The organism is Hymenobacter sp., from assembly GCF_035709525.1.
In the GTDB taxonomy this organism is placed as follows: domain Bacteria; phylum Bacteroidota; class Bacteroidia; order Cytophagales; family Hymenobacteraceae; genus Hymenobacter.
Genome location: NZ_DASTEP010000067.1, coordinates 21,959 through 41,686, shown reverse-complemented (window position 1 = coordinate 41,686; position 19,728 = coordinate 21,959). Strand labels below are relative to the sequence as shown.

Sequence of the window (19,728 nt, the reverse complement as noted above, 5' to 3'; positions counted from 1 at the left end):
TGCGGCCCCTTCCCCATCGAAGCCCGATATGAAAGTCAGAAAAGCCGTCATTACGGCGGCCGCCCGCGGCGAGCGGCTCTACCCCGTAGCCGATACCATCCAGAAAGCCATGCTGCCCGTCGTGGACCTCGACGGCCTGCACAAGCCTACCATCCAAATAATTGCTGAAGAAGCGTTTAGCAGCGGCATTGAGGAAATCTGCGTGGTTTGCGCCCCCGGCGACGGCGAGCGCTACCTGGCCGCCTTTGCCTCCTTGCGCGACAACCTGGGGCGCTCGTATCAGGGCAGCGACTGGGCCATGCAGCAGGCTGAGAAAATCGACTTCCTGCTGAGCCGCCTGCATTTTGCCGAGCAGGCCGAGCCGCTAGGCTACGGCCACGCCGTGGCTTGCGCCCGCGCCTTTGTGCAGGACGAGCCGTTCTTGCTTTTGCTCGGCGACTACCTCTACGTATCGGCCCAGGCCGGGCAGCGTTGCGCGGCCCAACTGCTGGCGCTGGCCACGCGGGAGGAATGTTCCGTATCGGCCGTGAACCCCACCATAGAGCACCAACTTGGGCGCTATGGCACCCTCACCGGCGCGCTCGTGGCCGGGCAGGCGGGCGTGTACGAGATTGAGAAAATCATCGAAAAGCCCTCGCTCAGCACCGCCGAGTTGGAGCTAGCCACGCCTGGCCTGCGCGCCGGCTACTACCTGTGCTTTTTCGGGATGCACGTGCTCACGCCCAGCCTTTTTGGCATCCTGGAGCGCCACCAGGCCACTAGCAATGGTAACCTGCTGCTGACGCCCGCCCTGCAAGAGCTGGCCGAAACCGAGAAGTACCTGGCCCTCGAAGTGCAGGGTACCCGCTACGACCTTAGCCGCCCCCACGGCCTGCTGCGCGCCCAGCTGGCCCTAGGCCTGGCCGGCGACGCCCGCACCGAAACGCTCAGCACCATGGTCGAACTCCTCGCCGAAGCCAACGGCCGGTAAATTTTATAGATGTTAGACAGGAGACGTTAGACATGAGAGATGAGAACTGCTCTACTTTGCTGAGTTCTCATGTCTCATGTCTAACGTCTCCTGTCTCAGTACATTTCCATGAATATCCTCATTGAGACGATAACCGCGACCGACCCCGCCAAGCGGGACCGGTCGTTTTACGAGCTAGCCAAGGCCCTATCGGCCAGAGACCTGCTAAAAAGCCTGCGCGAGCTCGACGACTTCCGCAAGGCTACGCCCAGCCTCTACGACAAGGTGCGGGCCATCCTGTTCCTGTACGCCGGCTACCGGTTTTTCTTGCAGGAAGCGCCGGCTACGCCGGCCGTGGGCAAGATTCCCTACGCGGGCTTCGAGGACTTGCTGGCGCGGCGCTTCGAGCAGGCCATCAGCACGTTTCTGGCTGAGCTGGACGCGCACGGGCCGAACGCCATGCTGTTCAGCGCGCTGGCCGATAGCTACCACCAGCTTTCCTTCCAGACCCTGGCCAACCAGGTGCGCAAAAGCGTGCGCTCGACCAAGGGCAACCAGTGGATGTTCCGCGTGGGGCACCAGGACGAGCACCCCATCCGCATCCACAGGGCGCTGCTGCAACGGCCCGAAGGCTCGCTCTTCTACCCGGTGCTGCACGAGCACACGGCCGTGCGGATGGACCTGACGCACAGCGGCTGGTCGGATATTTTTTTCCTGGGCATGGACTACCCCGAGGGCGCGCGGGTCGTCAATTTATCCATTGACCTCGGCGTATTTGGGCGCGACAAGGACATTCGGCCGCCGCTGCACGCCTTCGTGCGCGTGATTGCCGAACCGGTGCTGCGCCTCACTAGCATCGACCTGAACACGACCAAGGACGTAACCGATTTGGCTGACTTGTTCAACTTCGGCAACGACTACCTGAGCTTGGTAAAGGCGGGCGTTATTGCCTCGGGCCTCATCCCGCCTTCCTTCGAGGGCACGGCCCAATCCCTACCCCAGCTGCTGGCGCGCATCGTAGCACCGGGCATGGGCATCGAGCTGGTTACCAAGGTAAATGACATTCCGAAGGGCTCGCGCTTCGCGGTGTCGACCAACCTCCTAGGGTGCATTATCAGCCTGCTGATGCGCGCCACCGGCCAAACCAAAAACCTCACCGGCGGCCTCGACGAAGACGAGCGCCGGCTGGTAGCCTCGCGGGCCATTCTGGGCGAGTGGATTGGTGGCTCGGGGGGCGGCTGGCAGGATTCGGGCGGCGTGTGGCCGGGCATCAAGGCCATTCAGGGCACGTTTGCCCAGGCCGGCGACCCCGAGTTTGGCATCAGCCGGGGCACGCTGCTGCCCCGCCACCGCGTGCTGGCAGGAGAAGATATTCACCCCGAAATGGGCGAGCGCATCCGCAACTCCTTGGTGCTGCTGCACGGCGGCATGGCCTCCAACGTGGGGCCGATTCTGGAGATGGTGAGCGAGAAATACCTGCTGCGCGGTGAGAAGGAATGGGCCGCCCGGCAGTTCACCAACCAGGTGTTTGACAACATCTTGGGTGCCTTGAAAGAGGGCGACGTACCCAAGCTGGCCGCCAACACGGCTCGCAACTGGGAGTACCCGATTAAGACGATTATCCCCTGGGCCTCGACTTACTTTACGGAAGAGATTATTGCCCGCGCCAAGCAGCAGTTCGGGGCCGATTACTACGGCTTCCTGATGCTGGGCGGCATGTCGGGCGGCGGCATGGGCATGTTTGTGAACCCCGCCCGCTACGAGGACTACAAGCTGCGGGTGCTGGAGCTACTGCGCTCGACCAAGCAGGAGCTGTCGGCCGCGCTGCCCTTCGCCATGGAGCCGGTGGTGTACAACTGGGACATCAACTACAAGGGCAGCTGGAGCACGTTGCACGAGGGTGCCGAGGCGCTGATGCCCGAGCAGTACTACGCCATCCACGTCTCGCAACTCGTGAAGCAAGACCCAGCTAGTATCTCCTACATTCGGCGGGCGGAAATTGATTTCTTCACCGCTCACTGCGAGCAAAATAACCTGGCCTACCCCCTGCTGCGCACCATCGTCAGCAACTTGTTTCAGGTGTCGGACCCCGGCGCGCAGGGCAACCGCAGCGCCGAAAACGACAAATCGGAGCGCATCAAGCAGGAAAACGGCTTCGATTATATTCAGCACGAAGACATTCGGGCCGACTTGCAGAAGGGCCGCATCGGCCTCTCGCGCAACCAGTTGCCGCTCGAAACCACCATCGCCGACGTGCAGCCCGGTGACGCCGCCCCGCTCACCAACCTAGGCGCGCACGCCGCGGCCGGCGAGGCCGCCATCCGGGCCGGCAAGGTGGGCGTGCTGAGCCTCGCGGCCGGAATCGGTAGCCGCTGGACCAAGGGCGCGGGCGTCATCAAGGCCCTGAACCCCTTCGTGGAAATCGAGGGCAAAATGCGCAGCTTCCTCGAAATCCACCTGGCCAAAACCCGCCGCACGGCCGAGCGCTACCAGGCCGTGATTCCGCACCTCGTGGCCACGAGCTACCTCACCCACGCCCCCATTCAAGCGCATTTGGCCAAGACCGGCAACTTCGGCTACCACGGGCCGGTGTACCTCTCGGAGGGCCGCTCCATCGGCCAGCGCTTCGTGCCGATGGCCCGCGACCTGCGCTTTTTGTGGGAGGAAATGCCCCAGGAAACGCTCGACGTGAACAAGCAGAAAGTGCGCGACGCCGTGCGTAACACCATGATAGTCTGGGCCAAAGCCAAGGGCGAGGGCACCGACTACGTGGACAACATAGCCGGGCAGCGCTTCTCGCCGCTTGGCCACTGGTACGAAGTCTCGAACCTGCTGCGCAACGGCACCCTGGCCCGCCTGCTGCGCGAGCAGCCGCAGGTCGAAACCCTGATGCTGCACAACATCGACACCCTCGGCGCCGACCTAGACGCGGCCGCCCTAGGCTACCACCTAGCCTCGCGCAACGTACTAACCTTCGAAGTAGTAGCCCGCCGCATCGAGGACCGCGGCGGCGGACTGGCCCGCGTAAACGGCCAGCTGCGCCTGCTCGAAGGCCTCGCCCAGCCCCGCGAGGAAGACGAGCTCGGCCTAAGCTACTACAACACCATGACCACCTGGATACAGGTGGACCCGCTGCTGGCCCTCTTCGGCCTCACCCGCGCCGAGTTGCAAGCCGCCGACGAGGCGCGCCTAGCCCGCGCCGTGCGCAGCGTGGCCCAGCGCATCCCCACCTACGTCACCATCAAGGAGGTGAAGTACCGCTGGGGCCACGGCCAAGAAGACATCTACCCCGTCGCCCAAATCGAGAAGCTCTGGAGCGATATGTCGGCCCTGCCCGACGTGCCCTGCGGCTACCTCGTGGTGCCCCGCCAACGCGGCCAGCAAATGAAAGACCCCGCGCAGCTAGATGCCTGGGTCATTGATGGCACTAAGGATTACGTGGCGGGGTTGGCGGCGTTTTAGAGATTTCCAAAGCTGTCAATAACTAAAAAGGGAGAAGTAGCAGCGTGCTACTTCTCCCTTTTTAGTTATTGCAAAAAATCAAGTAAATAGCAGAGAGCATTGAAGTCTTCGAGTTGCATATCCAGTAATATTATGGCGTTCAAAATTTCGGAGTAGCTTATCTGATATGTATCCTTTCACTCCAGACAAAAACTGAGTTCCCCAAATATCCAACTCTTGGTCGAAGCTGGAATTGAAACACAGCTTGGTCGCCTGTACCGCCTCCCCGGTCCCTTCAATTATCTGCATATAATCAGAATAACTGGAAATCGAGAAATGCTTTCCACTTGAGAACCTACTCGGGGCAAACTCGCTTTTTGCGAAATCCACACGGTCTTTCCCGGTTTCTAAATCATAACATAACCACCAATACCCAGTAATTTCATTATCTCCTTGTACAAAACTAGCTGGCAGATAACGATGCCTAGGCAAATGAGCACCTTCAAGCAATTCACGCAATCGATTATTTATTATATACCCGTGTTGAAAACCACCAAAATCGATAAAATCTGTATGGCAAGCCTCCTTTTCCATAGGTATCTGTAAAAGAGCTTGTCCATAATCGGGCATATTAGCTCGGGGCTTCCACCAATCTTCAGCAGGAATTACAGGAAGAAAAATTTGTGTATACCACGGGTTGCGTTCGTAAAATTCCTTATCTAAATAACATGGCCCAACACCATCCTTGACTCCTACAACTTTAGGTTCTATCGACCAGGTAAGCCTTGAGTACGACATCAGAGTGAATTACAATTAGTAAGACTAATACTATATATTAACCTCAGATTCTATCCCAGCACCGCCCGCACCTGCGCCACGCGCTCGGCCACCGAGCCATCGAGCAGCGTGTACGTAATCCCCAGCAGCTCCAACTGCATCAGGATGGCGCCGTGCTGAAACTGGCGCAGGGCCTCGGGGCCGCGCCAGCCGTCGTCTTCGAAGGGCGTAGTGGGCAGGCACACGAAGGTGTGGGCGTAGCGCTGGCGGCACACTTGGGCGAGGCGCTGCAAGGCGGGGTCGCAGCGGTGAAAATAGTAGTAGGAATACAGCGCCGTGGTGGCCGCGTTGGTATCGCAGACGAGCCAGCCGTGGGCCTGGGTGGCGGCCTCGTCCTCTAGCTCTAGCTGGCGGCGGCCGATGTAAAGCAAGTCCTCGTAGACCAGCTGGCCGTTTTTTTGCTCGTGCAGGGTGCGGCCGTATTCGGGCACCCAGGCGGTGCCCAGGGCCTCGGCCAGAGCAATGGACAGGGTGGTTTTGCCGCTGCTTTCGGCCCCCAGCAGCACGAGGCGGGGCACGGGGGCGGCGGGCACCACGCCGTATTGCGCGGCCACATAAGGGTGAATGTGCAGCGCCGACTCGGCGAAGCTTTCGGCCTCGGCGGCCAGGGCGGCGCGCAGGTGGGTGCCGCTGGTGGGCACCTGCCGGCGCTGGTTGTCCACGGCTACGTGGGTAGCGCCCAGGTACTCGGCAAAGCCGGGGCCGTAGGCTTCGCTGCTGAATACTACGTCGATACGCTGGCCCAGGTCGGCCAGGTACTGGCGCACAAACTCGCGGTGCGTGTGGTCGTCGGCGGCATCGGGGGGCGCGGCGGCGGTGGGCAGGCCCACGATGCGCAGCGGCGTGGTGCCGATGCGCGGGCCTTGCGCGAAGTCGTCGCCCCGGTAGAGCTCGCGCAGCCACTCGGCGCGGGCGGGCGCGGCGTGGCGCGGGTCGTCGGGGTTGGCATACACGAGCACCAGCAGCTCGGCTACCTGGGCGGCGGCGGTTTCGAGCAGCAGCTGGTGGCCCCGGTGCGGCGGCCAGAACTTGCCGACCACGAGGCCGGTGCGCGGGGGCATGGGTGAGGCGGCGGGTAGTACGTTTGTCATAATAGAAATCTTGGACAGGGCAAACCTACTGCCCGCTTTCTTAAGCAAATTCAAGTTGCGCGGTAGCCGCGAAGCGGCGGCATGTTGGTAGCTACCGCAGCCAATCGGCTACCTGGAGCCGCAAAGCGGCGGCACCTACAACGAAATGCCGCCGCTTTGCGGCTTCAGACTGCTAAAAATCACCTCGACTACCAACATACCGCCGCTTCGCGGCTACCCCGCAACTTGTACTTGCAAATGCTTCTGCCAAGGTTTACCGGACAAGTACTGTCTTTGCGAGTGCATTTCTTACACTTCTTCTCTTTTTCGCATGACTCTTCCCCTCCTCGCCTTCGAGCACTGCACCGTGCGCTACCTGGGTCAGGTTTTGTTTAGTGACCTCAGCTTACGCATTGAGGCGGGGCAGCACTGGGCGCTGGTAGGGCCGAGCGGCGCGGGCAAGAGCACGCTGCTCGCCACCCTGGCCGGGCGCTACGTACTCACGGGCGCGGCCAGCTACCCGCTGCTGGCCGCCGCGCCCCCCGGCCCGCCCGACCCGTTTTTCTCGTGGCGCAAGCGCGTGGCGCTGGTGGGGCCGCAGGCCGCGTTTCGGGCTAGCAACCACCTCGGCCAGCTCTACTACCAGCAGCGCTACAATGCTGCTGCTGCCGAGGAGATGCCCACCGTGCGCGAGTACCTAACCGCCATTCCGGCCCCGGCCGGTACCGTGGCCTGGCCCTACGCGCGGGCAGTCGAAACCCTGCGCCTCAGTCATTTGCAGGAGGAACGCCTCATCAAGCTTTCCAACGGCGAAACCCAGCGCCTGCGCCTGGCCGCCGCCCTGCTGCGCCAGCCCCGGCTGCTGCTGCTCGACGCGCCCCTCACCGGCCTCGACGTGGCTACCCGCGCCTGGTTCGATGAATTTCTGGCCGACGTAGCGGCCTCGGGCATCACCCTCGTGCTGGCTACGGCCGCGGAGGAAATACCCACAATCATCACCCACGTGGCGGTGCTGGCCGGCCAGCGCATCGTGCAAACGCTACCCAGGGCCAATTTTCAGCCCGCGCAGCTGGCTGGGGAAAGTTTGCCCGCCCCGCTCGATGCCGACGAGCTGCGCGCCCTCGCCAGCACGGCCGGCCCCGATGCGCCGGGTAGCGCCGACCCGCTCATCGAGCTGCGCAACGTTACCGTGCGCTACGGCGACAAAGTGGTGCTCGACAACCTGAGCTGGACGGTGCGCCCCGGCGAGCGCTGGGCCCTCACCGGCCCCAACGGCGCGGGCAAAAGCACGTTGCTTAGCTTGCTCAACGGCGATAACCCGCAGGCGTATGGCAAGGACATCACGCTGTTTGGCCGGCGGCGCGGCACCGGCGAAAGCATCTGGGACATCAAGCGGCACCTCGGCTACGTGTCGCCCGAGCTGTTGCACTACTTCCCCGGCCAGCTGACGGGCCGGCAGGTGGTCGAAACCGGCTTCACCGACAAGCTGGTGCGGGCGGCCACCACGCCCGCCCAGCGCGCGCTGGCCACCCGCTGGCTGCGCGTGCTGCACCTCGAAGGCCGCGCCGACCAGCCCCTGCGCCAGCTGCCCGCCAGCCAGCAGCGCCTGGTGCTGGTAGCGCGGGCGTTGGTCAAAAGCCCGCCCCTGCTGCTGCTCGACGAGCCCGGCCAGGGCCTCGATGCCGGGCAATTGGCGCACTTCCGGGCCGTGCTCGATGCGCTGTGCCAGGCCACCAGCGTGGCCGTGGTGTACGTCAGCCACTACGCCCGCGAGCTACCGGTCAGCCTCACGCGGGCACTGCGGCTAAATGCGGGCGTGGGCACGGTAGAGGAGTTAAGTCTTACCCCTGAATTCAAAACCTTGTAAACGAGTGTCATGCTGAACACAGTGAAGCATCTCTGCCGCATTCTCTGCTAAGCCGTTCAACGAAGCGACAGAGATGCTTCACTGCGTGGACGCCAGATAAGCATGACCCATTCTCACGTTTTGCTTAGCTTGGAAAACAAGCTTTTAATGCGAAAGCAGCGCCCGGCTTACTGGCCATCAGCTTATTCTCTCATGACCGAAGACTGGAGAAGCCTGCACTACCTGCGCACCGGCAGCCCCCGGCAGCGGCGGGCCTATGCCACACTGGAAGCCAGCGGCCTTTGGCCTTTATTGAGGGAGTTTGACCCGGTGCTGGCGGGCACCGTACCGCTGGGCATCGACATTGCCGGTAGCGACCTCGACGTGCTGTGCGAGGTGCCCGAGGCTGCCCAGGCCCGCTTTGCGGCGCTGCTGCGGGCGCATTTTGAGGCGCGGCCGGGGTTCCGGCTGGCGCAGCGCCGCATTGGCGGGCACGCCACCACGGTTTGCGGCTTTCGCTACGACACGGAGGAAATAGAGGTTTTCGGGCAGGCGCTGCCCATCGCGCAGCAGCACGGCTGGCGGCACCTACTGGTAGAGCGCGCCGTGCTGGCGGCCGGGGGCGAAGCCTGGCGCACGGCGGTGCGCGCCCTCAAGCGGCAGGGTTTCAAAACCGAGCCCGCCTTTGCCCAACTGCTCGGCCTGCCCGGCGCCCCCTACGCCGCGCTACTCACGCTGGAAAACTGGCCAGATGAGATGCTACGCGAGCGGGTAGCGTCCCGGCCGTTGCTTAAGCCGGAGTAGCGCCCGCAGTCCGCTACTATCGCAGGGCTAGCTTATTGAAGCTGGATACTTGATACTTCGAGGTAGTAATAGGTGTAGCCAGCCGGCAACGGCTGAGGCGCGGGCTGCCCGTATTCTTTAAAGGTGCCGCTTACTGTCACCTTTGCACCGTCTTTCTGAATGGCATCGGGAAGGGAGCCACACACAACTCCAAGGTCTACTACATCAACGGTGCCGGGTACGTGTACAGAAACCACGCACTGCTGGGTAGCCGCGTCTAAGCGCACGAAGCCCGTGGCGTTGGTAATTGTTTTTACTGTCTTGGCAGTGGGCGCGCAGGATTGCGTTAGCTTGTAAATTTCGGGTTCATCTTTTTTACAGCTACTGGCTAAGTAGAGCAGGGCTATGAGAGCGGCGTAGGTCAGGTTTTTGGCCATAAGAGCAGGAAAGAAGCGATTGAGGTACAACGTGTGTAGCAGGAGGAGCCAGCGCACGGCTCAAGGGTTGCATTCGTTGCTTGCCCCACAGGCGACTGCCCTTACGGCACAGCCAGCTCGTCGCGGCGCAGCTCGTGGCCCAATATGCGTAGCAGCAGGTAGCGGCGGCGGGCGGCATCGAGGCGCAACGCCACGCCGGTGCCGGTGCTGGGCCAGGGGGCGGCCGGCGCGGCGGCGGTGCCACCCAGCGGCCGGCCCTGCCCGTCGAACAGCATCACCTGGGCCGGGCCGGGCTCGGTGAGGGCCAGCACCTGGCGGCCGCCCCCAAAGTCGAACCACTGCACCGGCTTGAAGCCGCTGGTAAGCAATTGCCGGCTCAGGAGCGGCGCGCCGCCCGTAGTGCTGGCCCCGAATATATCGACCCGGCCGCCATCTTCGCGCAGAACTACGAACGAGCCCGCCCGGCCCTCGGCCTCGGGCACCAGGCTGAAGGTGGCGGTGCGGCTCCAGGTAGCCACCCGGCGGCGGTTGGTGATGTCGCCGCTGAGCGTGAGGGTCAGCAGCTCGCCGTGCTGGTTTATCAGGCGCACCGTGCTGCGGGCCAGCGTGGCGGCGGGCTGCGCCACGAGCGGCCCGTTCAGCCGCGCCCCGGCGCTGACGGGGAAGCCGGGGTAGCGCTCGCCGCTTTGGGTGAAGGCGTAGACGTAGCCGTTTTGCAGCGCGGCTACTATTACGTCGCGGCCATTGACGGTGAGGAGCAGCGGCGGGCCGGCCAGCGGGGCTTCGAGGCGGCGGGGCCAGCCGGGATACTGGCGGCCGTTGGCATCGAGCAGGCGCAGCTCGCCGCTGGCGCTGGCCACCAGCAGGTGCGGCACCGGGCGCGGCGCGGGCGCAGTGGCCACCGCCGCGATGGTAGCCGTGTCGGGCAGATTGAGCGGGAAGCGCGGGGCCTGGCGGCCATCGGCGAGGCCGAGCCAGTGCAGGCGGTGGGCGGTGGCCAGCAGCAGGCGGCCCCGCACCAGGCGCGGCGCGCTGCCCGCTACCACGGGGCCGGGGAGGGTATCGGTCCAGAGGGCCGCGTTGTCGCGGCTGCTCAGCAGGCGCAGCACGCCCAGCGAGTCGGCCACCACGGCAGGCGCGGGGTCGTCGGGGCGGGCGGGCAGCAGCAGTGGCTGCCCCACCAGGGCCGTGCGGAAGCGCAGGCTGCCGCTGCCCTCGGCGGTAGCAGCCGCAGCGGCCTGGCCGGGGCGGCGCAGCAGCAGCTGGGCGTAGTACTGGCTGCCGGGGGCGGCCTCGTCGGCGGGGTTTTCGGGGGGCGCGAGCTGCCAGGTTATCTGGGGGAAATACTGGAGCAGGCTTTCGTTGCGGAGCAGGCCGGCGCGGCGGTCTTCGGCCAGGTAGCCGAGTAGGGCGTTCCAGCCCTGGCGGGTATCGGCCAGCACCGTGAGACGGCTTTGGGGCAGCGTTTGCTGAAGCAAGGCCACCTGCGCGGCTGAGCTGCTCCAGGTTTGGCCGGCGGTGAGGTCGGTGAGGTAGGCTTGCAAATCGGCTGCTTCGCCTAAAACCAGGTAGTCGCGCACCAGCACGGCCGACAGCGGCGCGGCGCTTGCGCCGGCCGGCAGCGCGGGCAGCAGCGCCGGGGCTAATTCTTCGGCCGCGAAGCCCGCCCCGTACACATTAAACGCCCCTACCCGCACAAACGACGGGGCCACGCCCTGCATCCGGCGCAGCCGCGCCAGCCAAAGGGCAGCCCGCGCTGTCCGGGGGCAGCGCGCCAGCACCAGCCGGGCCGGGGCCACGCCGGGGCGCGGGGCGGCCAGGTACACCAGCGCCGCGCCGGGGGCCAGCGCCGTGCGCAGGCTGTCGAGCGCCGGGCCCAACTGGCTGGCCGAGTCGGCAGCTACGCTAGCGGCGGCGGGTGCGGCCAGCGGCCCGGCCACCGCCAGCACCAGGGCGGTGCGGAGGCTCAGCACGTCGGCCAGGGGGCGCAGGGGCTGGGCGGGCTGGCCGCGTAGGTGCTGGTGCCACGAGCTGGCGGCCGTTTCGGGGTTGGCAAAGCCGGTGAGGGTGAGCTGACCGGGGGCGATTTTGAGGCCCAGCAGCCCCTCGCGCACCAACCCGGCCGCCTGGTCGAGCTGGGCGTGGGTGCCGGGCCGGAACAGCACATCGAGCAGCGCGGGCAAGCGGCGAAAATTGACGAGCACCGTGGCGTCGAGGTCGCGCAGGCGCAGCAAATCCGTCTGCCCGAAGCCCGTCCGCACGGTGGGCGCGTCAGGCGGCAGGCGCAGGCGCTGCACCACGGCCTCCACCAGCGGCGCGTGGGTGCTGATGAGCAAGTGGTTGCGGTAGTTGAGCACCGTGAGGCGGCCGCCCTCGCGCTGGGTCAGCTCCTGTAGCTCGTAGCCTTCGTAGTCGCGGGTGCTCAGGGTGTAGCGCGGGTCGCGGCCCAGGGCGTCGAGCACGCTGCGGCTCTGGCGGTACTCGCGCACGGTGTTCAGCGGTAGCTGGTACAGCACATCGACCTGCCCCGGCCCCGTGATGTGCAGCGAGGTCAGCACCAGCTTGCGGCCCAGCAGGGCCAGCAGGCCGCGCCGCTGCCGGGCGGCGGCGCTCAGGTTGCTGCCGCCCGCTTCGAGGCTGTCGGCCAGGGCCAGCTGCCCGGCCACCTGCTGGAAGTAGCGCACGCCGCTCACGTTGTCCCACACGCCGGCCTCCTGCAAGTGGCGCACCAGGGCGGGGTGGTCGCGGGTGGCCAGCACCAGCACGGCATCGTCGGGCACCAGGGCGTAGGCATCGACGGGCACGGCGGCCAGCGTGCGGCGGTAATACACGTAGGTGGCCAGCGAAAGCAAGAGCAGCGCCGCCACCAGCAGGGCCAGAAGCTTGCGGGACATGGGGCAAAAGTAGGGCGGGCAGTCAGCTAGTGGCCCACCTTCGGCAAATGCAGGTCGATGGGCGGGCTGTAGCTGGGCGCAAAATCGGGCCTGAAATCTATTGTATTGGCTTCGTTTGAATCCAGCAGCCGCCGGTCGGGCCGGTCTTGTGACGAAGCAAGGCTGCCAGCATCGTGAAAGACATATCGGCTCGCTCCGTTGCCGCGCCGACCCATCGCCGGGTCAAACAGAATCGCGTATCCCCGGCTCCGGTCTTCTTCTACTTTGAAACGCAGCGCATAGCGGCCCTGCGCATCGGTGCGCGTCGAATCGCCGGTGAAGCGAAAATCCCAGGCGCCGAAGTACCCGAACGAGCAGGAATTAATAATCAGCAACACGCCCGCCAGCGGCCGGCCCGATTGGGCAAACCGCACGGTGCCCCGCACGGTAGTATAGCGCCCGCTATCGGGCGGTGCGGCCGGGTGCCCGGCGGCGAGGCGGCGCATAGGCGAGCACCTAGCCGGGCGGCCAGGCACGGAAGCCGCCAGCAGGGCCAGCAGCAACGGCAGGAAACCTAGAAGCTTGCGGGACATGGGGCAAAAGTAGGGCCGCAGGGCTGCGGCGCAGCCTAGCGGCCGAACTGCAACGTGGCTTCTACGGTATCAGCCGTGACCGAAGTAGTGGGTACTACCCGCACGAGCGTATCCTGCCGGGCACCGCTGGCCGCCTGCCGGGTGAAGGAAATGCCGGGCAGCGGGCCGGGTACTTGGGCAAACTGCTGGCTGGTGCTGGCAAAAAACGGCGGCACCTGGTAAAGCAAGACCGTGAAACGCTGATTATCGGCCGGCCGGGGCGGCAAGTCATTCGTAATCACTAGCTGATTGTAGCCAGTAGCGCGGGTAGTAACCCGCACCCGAAATACCCGCCTGGGCGACGCCCGGAACTTCACCAGGTTTTTTTTACCCAGCGCCAGGTCAATGGTGCGCAGGTTGGTAGTGAACGTGCCCGTGAAAGGTGGCTTCTGGTAAGTCGTATCGGCAAAATCGAGCCGGTAAGGCGGGTAGAACGGGTAGTTGAACGTGCCTTCGCAGCTGACGGCGTAGTAAAACGTAGCCTTGTTGGTGAAGCTGAGCGCGTAATTGCCTTGCTTATCCGTTCGCACGCTGTCTTCTATCTGGTTGTAGCTGCTCGTGCCCCGGTTGTCGGCTGCCAGCAGCACGAGCACGCCCGGTAGCGGCCGGCCCGTGCGGATGTTCACTACCTGCCCCTGCACTACCGTGAACTGCCCAGCGGGTTCCTTGTTGGGGCAGCCCGCCATTGAGGTCAGGCAAAACAGCACGACGGCCAGCAAGGGAAGGCGTAGTTGGTAAGTCATAGGAAAAGAAGAAGAAGCGTGCTAAGCGGCGTGCAGGTCAGGGAGACCAAATTACTGGCCGACGGTTGCATTATACAACAGGCCTTTTCTTTGGTGAAAATCATCCTGCTGCTATGGCTTCTCCCCTACCCGCCCCCCCCACTCCCGACAATAACTCGCCCGGCCACTTCAAGCGCGCCCTCACCCTCTTCGATGCCGTGATGCTCGTGACCGGCTCCATGATAGGCTCGGGCATCTTCCTGGTTTCGGCCGACATTAGCCGGCAGGTGGGCTCGGCGGGCTGGCTGCTGGTGGTGTGGCTGCTTACGGGCCTCATCACCATGGCCGGGGCCATCAGCTACGGCGAGTTGGCCGCCATGTTTCCCAAGGTGGGCGGGCAGTACGTGTATTTGCGCGAGGCCTTCGGCCGGTTGGTAGCGTTTTTGTACGGCTGGACGCTGTTTCTCGTGATTCAGACCGGCGTCATTGCGGCCGTGGCCGTGGCGTTTGCCAAGTTCACGGGTGTTATCTGGCCGTGGTTTTCGGTTAACAATGTGCTGTTTTCCATCACGCTTCCGGGCTGGCACACAACCGTTTTCCCGTTCAGCTCGGTGCAGCTGCTGGCCATTATTCTCATCGTGGCCATCACGGCGGTGAATGCGCGGGGCGTGAAGGCTGGCAAGCTCATCCAGAATGTGCTGGGCTCGACCAAGCTCGTGGCGCTGGCGCTGCTCATCTTATTCGGCCTGTTTCTGGGGCTGAATGCCGAAGCCGTGCAGGCCAATTTCCACGACCTGTGGACGGCCACGCGCTCGCCCGCGCCGGGCGCGGCGGGCGGCGTGCTGCCCCTCGGGGCGGGTAGCCTGGTCATCGCCATCGGCATGGCCATGACGGGCTCGCTGTTCTCGTCCGACTCGTGGAACAACATCGGCTTCGCGGGCGAGGAAATCCAGAACCCCGAGCGCACGCTGGTACGCAGCATGGCCCTGGGCACGGCCATCGTCACCACGCTTTATATTTTGATAAACGTGGTGTACCTGCTGGTGCTGCCCCTCAAGGGCTCGCCCGAGGCCACCACGCTGGCCGGCCGCGGCATCCAGTACGCCACCGACGACCGCGTAGCCACCGCCGTGGCTGAGTCGGTAATGGGCCAGGCTGGGGCCTACGTGCTGGCCGTGCTTATCATGCTCAGCACCTTCGGGGCTAATAACGGCATCATTTTGAGCGGCGCGCGCGCCTACTTCGCCATGGCCAAAGACGGGCTGTTTTTCCCCTCGCTGGCTACCCTCAACCGGGCTGGCGTGCCCGGCCGCGCCCTGTGGGTGCAGTGCCTATGGGCCAGTCTTTTGTGCCTCAGCGGCAGCTATGGCCAGCTGCTCAATTACGTCATGTTTTCGGTTATCCTGTTCTACCTCATCACGATAATCGGCATTTTCGTGCTGCGCCGCACCCGGCCCGATGCCCACCGCCCCTACCGCGCCTGGGGCTACCCGGTGCTGCCGGGCATCTACGTGGCGCTGGCCTCGGCCTTCTGCGTTATCCTGCTCATCGCGCCCGACACGGCCGAGTACTCGCGCTACGGCCTGGGGCTGGTGGCGCTGGGGCTGCCGGTGTACTTTTTGTTTGGGCGGAAAATGGGCGCGTGAACCTCACCCCCCGGCCCCCTCTCCAAAAAAGAGGGGGAGCCTGACGATAATTATTACGAATAAACAACAAGGGCTTTCAGCGATGCTGAAAGCCCTTGTTGTTTCAAAACACCTTCGCCTGCGGTCGGCTCCCCCTCTTTTTTGGAGAGGGGGCCGGGGGGTGAGGTTCGCGCGCTCTTACCGCACCACCGTCACGCGCTGCGTCAGCGCCCCACTACGGGTAATCACACGCAGCACGTAGGCCCCCGGCGCTACCGACGCCGCACCGAGGCTGATGTGCGTGGTGCCCGCGTGCGCGGCCACGGCGGGCGCGCTCAGGGCCGGGCGGCCCAGGGCGTCGAGCAGCTGCACCTGGATGGTTTCGGCCGCGTCGGCCACGTAGTCGAAGGCTAGCTCCTGGGCCACGGGCACGGGGTACACGCGCAGGCGGGTTTCGGGGGCGGTAGTGCTGGTGGTGGCCAGCGCGGTGCGTGCGGCGCCCTGGTCCGAGAGCCACCAGCGCTGGTTGTCGGCGCCGGTCCAGTCCTATTGTTGCAGGTTGGCGTCCTCGTTGGCGTTGGGGGTGTCGAGGGCTTTGCCGCTGTTTTTGTTGATATAGTTGCCGTAGGCCGAAAAGTCCGACGCGCCCATGCTGTACCGCAAAAAGCTGAGCCGGATGCCCCCACTCGTAAACAGGTCGTTGAGCAGGGCATCGCGCTGGCTGGCGCTCATTTTCTGATTGAGCACATAGGCCGCCGAGCCCGTCATCGACGCCCCAAACCCATCAATGGTCTGGTAGGTAGTGGCGTCGTCAATGGTAATGGTCGTACTGCCGAGGGCGACGAGGCCGCGAAGCTGATACTGGCCTGCTGCGCCAGCAGCTTGCTCTGGTCGCCGGTAGTGAGCCACACGCTCACTACTTCATTGGCCTGCACGCGGGCCAAATGGGCGGGGCGGAAGGCCGTGGCGGGCACCAGGGCCAGCCCAACGGCCAGCAAGGGCAGTCGGGCAAGAAGTAAATACTTCATACTTGAATGGGTGGGAAAAGGATAAAAAGCCCCGCCGCCAGCCGGCAGCAGAGGTAGCACCAATCAGCTGTCCTTGCGAGCGCCGCGAAGCAATCGCACCTGTTGAGTATGTTGTTCAGGAAGTAAGCGGGTAGTGCCCGGCGCTTTATGTGGGGAGGTACCCGGAAGCCGCGGGCAATCTCATGATGTAAGCGGGTATTGCCCGGCGCTTTAGCGCCGGGATTTAGCAGCGCTATGCTTCACGGGGCTTTAGCCCATTCTGGCACCGATAGGGGCTAAAGTCCCGGGAAAATGGGCAGCCTGCACATTGCCCGGCGCTAAAGCGCCGGGCAATGTGCAGTAACTTGCTGAACAAGGTATTAAGCACCGCCGCTCGGGTGCGATTGCTTCGCTGCGCTCGCAATGACAATCTTGTTTTACACGCTTCTGAGAAATTGTTCATACCTAGCCGCCCTGACGTGGGCGCCTCACGAGACCCCTGTGGGGCCGGCCCCCTCTCCAAAAAGGAGAGGGGGAGCCGACCGTCAGCAGACGTAAGCAGTCGTTGAGTAATCGTCTGGCTCCCCCTCTCCTTTTCGGAGAGGGGGCCGGCCCCACAGGGGTCTCGTGAGGCGCCCACGTCAGGGCGGCTAGGTATGAATAACTAATCCGCCGCTCGCACCAACCGCTTGCGCACGGTTTCGCCATCGAGCTCAAATTGCAGCGAGTACACGCCGGCCGGCAGCGCGCCCACGTCGAGGCGGCCCTGGCGCACGGGGGCCGTGAGCACGGCGCGGCCCAGCAGGTCAAACAGCTGCACTACGGTGCCGTCGAGGCTGCGCGGGGCTTGCAGCTGCACCAGGCCAGTGCTGGGGTTCGGATAGAGGCCGATGGCGGCGGCCTGGGCGCTTTCGCGGGCGGCCAGCGGCGTGGCTAGGCGGCTCAGGGTGTTGAGGCTCTGGGCCAGGTTGGTGAGCGAGTCGGCGGCTACGGCGCGGCTGCCGTCGAGCGGGGCGTAGAGCTCCAGGCTCGATTTGAGGAGCGAGTCGGCGGCCATCGCTAGCACCTCGCCCTCGTTCATGCCCGCACGGTAAAACAGGAAGTCGCGCAGCTGCACGCGGGCCGGCGCGGCGCTGCCGCCCAGGTCGAGGCGGGTGGGGCGCAGGCGCTCAGCGGCGGTTCCTTCGGCCGTGCTGTCCACGTAGAGGCGCGTGAGGCCGCGGGCGTAGTAGTGCGTGAGCACCAGCTTGTGCCAGCGGTTGTCGCTCACCGTTTTGGTGCCCGCGATGGTGCGGCCCTTGGCCGAGGTGTACAGCAATTTGCCCGTGCCGGCCACCTGAATGGTGCCCGCCGCTAGGCCCGCGCTATCGCGCGCCTCCACCAGCCGGCCGGGGCCGCTGGTGCGGAAGCGCAGCGTGGTGGTGAAGGCGTGCGCCACGTCTTCGGGCACCAGGCGCACGGTGGGCGCGGGCGCGGTGGCCGCGTTGCGCAGCACGATGCCCGCGCTGGCGCGGCGCTTGGGCTGGGGCCGGGCGGCGGCCAGGGCGTCGAGCAGCGAAGGCACGAGGGCGTGGGCCATTTCGGCGTGGCCGCGGTCGTTGGGGTGCAGGGCGTCGTACCAGTAGCCGGGGGTTTAGCGGCCGTTGCCGCTGAGGTCGTCCACGGCCCCGAGCAGGTTCACGGTGGGCACGGCCCAGCCGCTGAGCAGGGCGTTTATCTGCCGCACGTAGCCGTATTCGGTGCTGGTGTAGTCGTTGCGGCCGTAGTTGCCGGCCACCACCGGCACCAGCCCATTGGCGCGGGCGTGCCGGATGAGGGCCAGCATGTTATCCCGAAACTGGTTGAACGTAGCCTGCCCGCCAGTAAGAATACCCTCATTACCCAGCGACAAGCCGATGAATACGTACTTGCCGTTCTGCGGAAAGATGTCGCTGTCGAAGCGGTTGGTAACATCGATGGTGTTATTGCCGGGCACGCATACATTGGCCGTAACCCAGGGGCCGCCCTGGCCGGCCGCGCCGCGCGCCGCCAGCAGCGCGGCGTAGATGGAGGTATAGCCGAAGTTATTGGTCGCGCCCACCCCAAAGGGCACCGACGAGCCGATATAGGTCATTTTGTTGCCATTAATCGGCACATAAGGCTCTACCGCCAAATCATCAAAATACACGCTGCCCGTGGCCGTCGCGGCGCTGTTGCGCCACACGGCCGCCGCCTTCACGAAGGCCGTGCCGGCCGGAATGGCCCCCCACCGCCGAGAGCCGCACCCAGGTATCGGTGGGCGTGCTGGCCCGCACCGAATCCGACAAAAAGCGCCCGAGCAGGGCATTGGTCGAGCTGTAGAAAAGCAGCTCCAGGTGCGCCGCCTGCGCGCCACTCAGGGCGCTGGCCGAGGCGTTGAGAAACCAGCCGTTGAGGCGGTAGGTGCCCACGCCGCCGGCGGCCTGGTAGCTGATTTGCTGCGTCAGGCTCAGGCTGTTGCTGCCCGTGAGCCTAGCCGCAAACGAGCCGCCGTGCTTCGCGGTCTGCCCCACCGTAGCGCCCCCGGCGCTGCCGCCCACGGTAGCCCAATACGCCAGACTGCCCAGCTCGAAGCCCGGGTTTTGGAAGGTGTAATAAACGGGCGGCGCGGTAGTGGTGCGGCCCGGCACAATGTCCATCCGCATCAGATTGAGGTAGGCGTACATGCCCGCTACCTTGCTCAATTCCAGCGTAATGCCGCCTGCCGCGTCGGCCGTGATGGTGTCCGATTTGGTGATGGTGTTGTTGTTGCCGGGGTAGCCGTTGGCCCCCACGCCGGTGCCAGTGGTGGTCTGGGTAATGGTGCTCACGTTGGCCCCCGTGAATTTGTACTGCGAGGTGCGCGTCTCGGCCGTGGTCTGGCGCGAGCCAAACACGTGAAACACGTAGCGCTGGCTGGCGCTCAGGCCGCTAAAGCGCAGCGTGGCCGTGCTGGTGCTGCCCGTGCCCTGCACAAAAAAGTAGTCCTGCGTGGCCGTGGCCACGGCGTACTCGCCCAGCAGCGCCGCGCTCGGGGCCAGCAAGCCGCCGGTGGCAATGCCGTTGGTGAGGAAGTTGGGGCCGACTTTCACCTTCACGCCGGTGGCTGCGTTTTGCTTGTCTGCCAACCGAAAGGTATCGGCCACGCCCGTGTTATTGAGCACGTTGTTCCAGTAGCTGCCGTTGGCGTCGGGGCTGGTGGTAATGTTGCCGTTGGTGCCGTCGTTCACGCCGAAGTCGATGAGCATCGAGCGCACTGCGGGAGTTTGGGCGTGCGCCTGGGTCAGGCCCAGGGCGGCCAGCGCCAGGAGTAAAAGTTTTCTCCGCATAAAAGAGCAGGGAATGGGTGGGGAATGGTGAAAAAGCAACGCCAAAACCTTTGCGGCGAGCCCCAACGGGTACTGCCCGCAGCCGGCCTCGAGCCTTTGCCGCCGGGCGCGCCGGCCAGCAGCCGGCTCCGCAAACGTTTGGGGTAGTACACCGCGCCCCCTCCCCTACCCTTAGTGCCC

The 19,728-nt window shown here is 64.7% G+C and carries 17 protein-coding genes; 5 read left to right on the top strand and 12 right to left on the bottom strand.

What is annotated here, in order from left to right; all coding sequences use genetic code 11:
* Positions 1–28: 28 nt before the first annotated feature.
* Entirely contained in the window at positions 29–970 is a 942-nt protein-coding gene (locus VFO93_RS06315) for a UTP--glucose-1-phosphate uridylyltransferase (RefSeq protein WP_325133500.1), read from the top strand.
* A 108-nt stretch (positions 971–1,078) separates the two neighbouring features.
* A complete protein-coding gene (locus VFO93_RS06310; protein WP_325133499.1) occupies positions 1,079–4,411 on the top strand; it encodes a UTP--glucose-1-phosphate uridylyltransferase in 3,333 nt (1,110 codons plus the stop codon).
* Positions 4,412–4,489: 78 nt separating this feature from the next.
* Here the strand turns inward: VFO93_RS06310 and VFO93_RS06305 are convergent, their stop codons facing one another.
* The gene (locus tag VFO93_RS06305; protein ID WP_325133498.1) at positions 4,490–5,188 is read right to left on the bottom strand and encodes a hypothetical protein; all 699 of its coding nucleotides are present in this window, start codon (positions 5,186–5,188) and stop codon (positions 4,490–4,492) included.
* A gap of 50 nt (positions 5,189–5,238) precedes the next feature.
* Positions 5,239–6,318, bottom strand: a complete 1,080-nt coding sequence (locus VFO93_RS06300; RefSeq protein WP_325133497.1) for an AAA family ATPase — start codon at positions 6,316–6,318, stop codon at positions 5,239–5,241.
* A 310-nt stretch (positions 6,319–6,628) separates the two neighbouring features.
* Here VFO93_RS06300 and VFO93_RS06295 point away from each other — a divergent pair, with 310 nt between their 5' ends.
* A complete protein-coding gene (locus VFO93_RS06295; RefSeq protein WP_325133496.1) occupies positions 6,629–8,164 on the top strand; it encodes an ATP-binding cassette domain-containing protein in 1,536 nt (511 codons plus the stop codon).
* A gap of 192 nt (positions 8,165–8,356) precedes the next feature.
* Positions 8,357–8,947 carry a DUF4269 domain-containing protein gene (locus tag VFO93_RS06290; protein WP_325133495.1) on the top strand — a complete coding sequence of 197 codons (591 nt, stop codon included), beginning with the start codon at positions 8,357–8,359 and terminating at the stop codon, positions 8,945–8,947.
* A 32-nt stretch (positions 8,948–8,979) separates the two neighbouring features.
* Here VFO93_RS06290 and VFO93_RS06285 read toward each other — a convergent pair whose 3' ends face one another.
* From VFO93_RS06285 to VFO93_RS06270, 4 genes are all read right to left on the bottom strand, one after another.
* Positions 8,980–9,363 carry a hypothetical protein gene (locus tag VFO93_RS06285; protein WP_325133494.1) on the bottom strand — a complete coding sequence of 128 codons (384 nt, stop codon included), beginning with the start codon at positions 9,361–9,363 and terminating at the stop codon, positions 8,980–8,982.
* Between the two features lie 101 nt (positions 9,364–9,464).
* Positions 9,465–12,257 carry a hypothetical protein gene (locus VFO93_RS06280; RefSeq protein WP_325133493.1) on the bottom strand — a complete coding sequence of 931 codons (2,793 nt, stop codon included), beginning with the start codon at positions 12,255–12,257 and terminating at the stop codon, positions 9,465–9,467.
* Positions 12,258–12,283: 26 nt separating this feature from the next.
* Entirely contained in the window at positions 12,284–12,829 is a 546-nt protein-coding gene (locus VFO93_RS06275) for a carboxypeptidase-like regulatory domain-containing protein (protein WP_325133492.1), read from the bottom strand.
* 35 nt (positions 12,830–12,864) lie between these two features.
* Positions 12,865–13,611: a hypothetical protein gene (locus tag VFO93_RS06270; protein ID WP_325133491.1), complete on the bottom strand. Its 747-nt coding sequence runs from the start codon at positions 13,609–13,611 to the stop codon at positions 12,865–12,867.
* A gap of 113 nt (positions 13,612–13,724) precedes the next feature.
* Between VFO93_RS06270 and VFO93_RS06265 the strand changes: the two genes are divergently transcribed.
* Positions 13,725–15,236 (top strand): APC family permease, encoded by a 1,512-nt coding sequence (locus VFO93_RS06265; protein WP_325133490.1) that lies wholly within the window; start codon positions 13,725–13,727, stop codon positions 15,234–15,236.
* Between the two features lie 177 nt (positions 15,237–15,413).
* Here VFO93_RS06265 and VFO93_RS06260 read toward each other — a convergent pair whose 3' ends face one another.
* The 6 genes from VFO93_RS06260 to VFO93_RS06235 form a co-directional block, all read right to left on the bottom strand.
* Positions 15,414–15,656: a T9SS type A sorting domain-containing protein gene (locus VFO93_RS06260; protein WP_325133489.1), complete on the bottom strand. Its 243-nt coding sequence runs from the start codon at positions 15,654–15,656 to the stop codon at positions 15,414–15,416.
* A 105-nt stretch (positions 15,657–15,761) separates the two neighbouring features.
* On the bottom strand, positions 15,762–15,983 hold the full coding sequence (locus tag VFO93_RS06255; protein ID WP_325133488.1) for a hypothetical protein: 222 nt from the start codon (positions 15,981–15,983) through the stop codon (positions 15,762–15,764).
* Positions 15,980–16,243 (bottom strand): hypothetical protein, encoded by a 264-nt coding sequence (locus tag VFO93_RS06250; protein ID WP_325133487.1) that lies wholly within the window; start codon positions 16,241–16,243, stop codon positions 15,980–15,982. The genes VFO93_RS06255 and VFO93_RS06250 overlap by 4 nt, the downstream gene beginning before the upstream one ends.
* A 643-nt stretch (positions 16,244–16,886) precedes the next feature.
* Complete coding sequence (locus VFO93_RS06245; protein WP_325133486.1) at positions 16,887–17,801, bottom strand: T9SS type A sorting domain-containing protein; 915 nt, start codon at positions 17,799–17,801, stop codon at positions 16,887–16,889.
* A gap of 54 nt (positions 17,802–17,855) precedes the next feature.
* Positions 17,856–18,440 carry a hypothetical protein gene (locus VFO93_RS06240; RefSeq protein WP_325133485.1) on the bottom strand — a complete coding sequence of 195 codons (585 nt, stop codon included), beginning with the start codon at positions 18,438–18,440 and terminating at the stop codon, positions 17,856–17,858.
* The gene (locus tag VFO93_RS06235) at positions 18,379–19,548 is read right to left on the bottom strand and encodes a hypothetical protein (protein WP_325133484.1); all 1,170 of its coding nucleotides are present in this window, start codon (positions 19,546–19,548) and stop codon (positions 18,379–18,381) included. The genes VFO93_RS06240 and VFO93_RS06235 overlap by 62 nt, the downstream gene beginning before the upstream one ends.
* Positions 19,549–19,728 lie beyond the last annotated feature (180 nt).

Excerpts from the sequence above, each read along its gene's own strand:
- VFO93_RS06315 (WP_325133500.1), top strand. The coding sequence starts at position 29 with ATGAAAGTCAGAAAAGCCGTCATTACGGCGGCCGCCCGCGGCGAGCGG.
- VFO93_RS06310 (WP_325133499.1), top strand. The coding sequence starts at position 1,079 with ATGAATATCCTCATTGAGACGATAACCGCGACCGACCCCGCCAAGCGG.
- VFO93_RS06305 (WP_325133498.1), bottom strand. The coding sequence starts at position 5,188 with ATGTCGTACTCAAGGCTTACCTGGTCGATAGAACCTAAAGTTGTAGGA.
- VFO93_RS06300 (WP_325133497.1), bottom strand. The coding sequence starts at position 6,318 with ATGACAAACGTACTACCCGCCGCCTCACCCATGCCCCCGCGCACCGGC.
- VFO93_RS06295 (WP_325133496.1), top strand. The coding sequence starts at position 6,629 with ATGACTCTTCCCCTCCTCGCCTTCGAGCACTGCACCGTGCGCTACCTG.
- VFO93_RS06290 (WP_325133495.1), top strand. The coding sequence starts at position 8,357 with ATGACCGAAGACTGGAGAAGCCTGCACTACCTGCGCACCGGCAGCCCC.
- VFO93_RS06285 (WP_325133494.1), bottom strand. The coding sequence starts at position 9,363 with ATGGCCAAAAACCTGACCTACGCCGCTCTCATAGCCCTGCTCTACTTA.
- VFO93_RS06280 (WP_325133493.1), bottom strand. The coding sequence starts at position 12,257 with ATGTCCCGCAAGCTTCTGGCCCTGCTGGTGGCGGCGCTGCTCTTGCTT.
- VFO93_RS06275 (WP_325133492.1), bottom strand. The coding sequence starts at position 12,829 with ATGTCCCGCAAGCTTCTAGGTTTCCTGCCGTTGCTGCTGGCCCTGCTG.
- VFO93_RS06270 (WP_325133491.1), bottom strand. The coding sequence starts at position 13,611 with ATGACTTACCAACTACGCCTTCCCTTGCTGGCCGTCGTGCTGTTTTGC.
- VFO93_RS06265 (WP_325133490.1), top strand. The coding sequence starts at position 13,725 with ATGGCTTCTCCCCTACCCGCCCCCCCCACTCCCGACAATAACTCGCCC.
- VFO93_RS06255 (WP_325133488.1), bottom strand. The coding sequence starts at position 15,983 with ATGACGGGCTCGGCGGCCTATGTGCTCAATCAGAAAATGAGCGCCAGC.
- VFO93_RS06250 (WP_325133487.1), bottom strand. The coding sequence starts at position 16,243 with ATGAAGTATTTACTTCTTGCCCGACTGCCCTTGCTGGCCGTTGGGCTG.
- VFO93_RS06245 (WP_325133486.1), bottom strand. The coding sequence starts at position 17,801 with ATGGCCCACGCCCTCGTGCCTTCGCTGCTCGACGCCCTGGCCGCCGCC.
- VFO93_RS06235 (WP_325133484.1), bottom strand. The coding sequence starts at position 19,548 with ATGCGGAGAAAACTTTTACTCCTGGCGCTGGCCGCCCTGGGCCTGACC.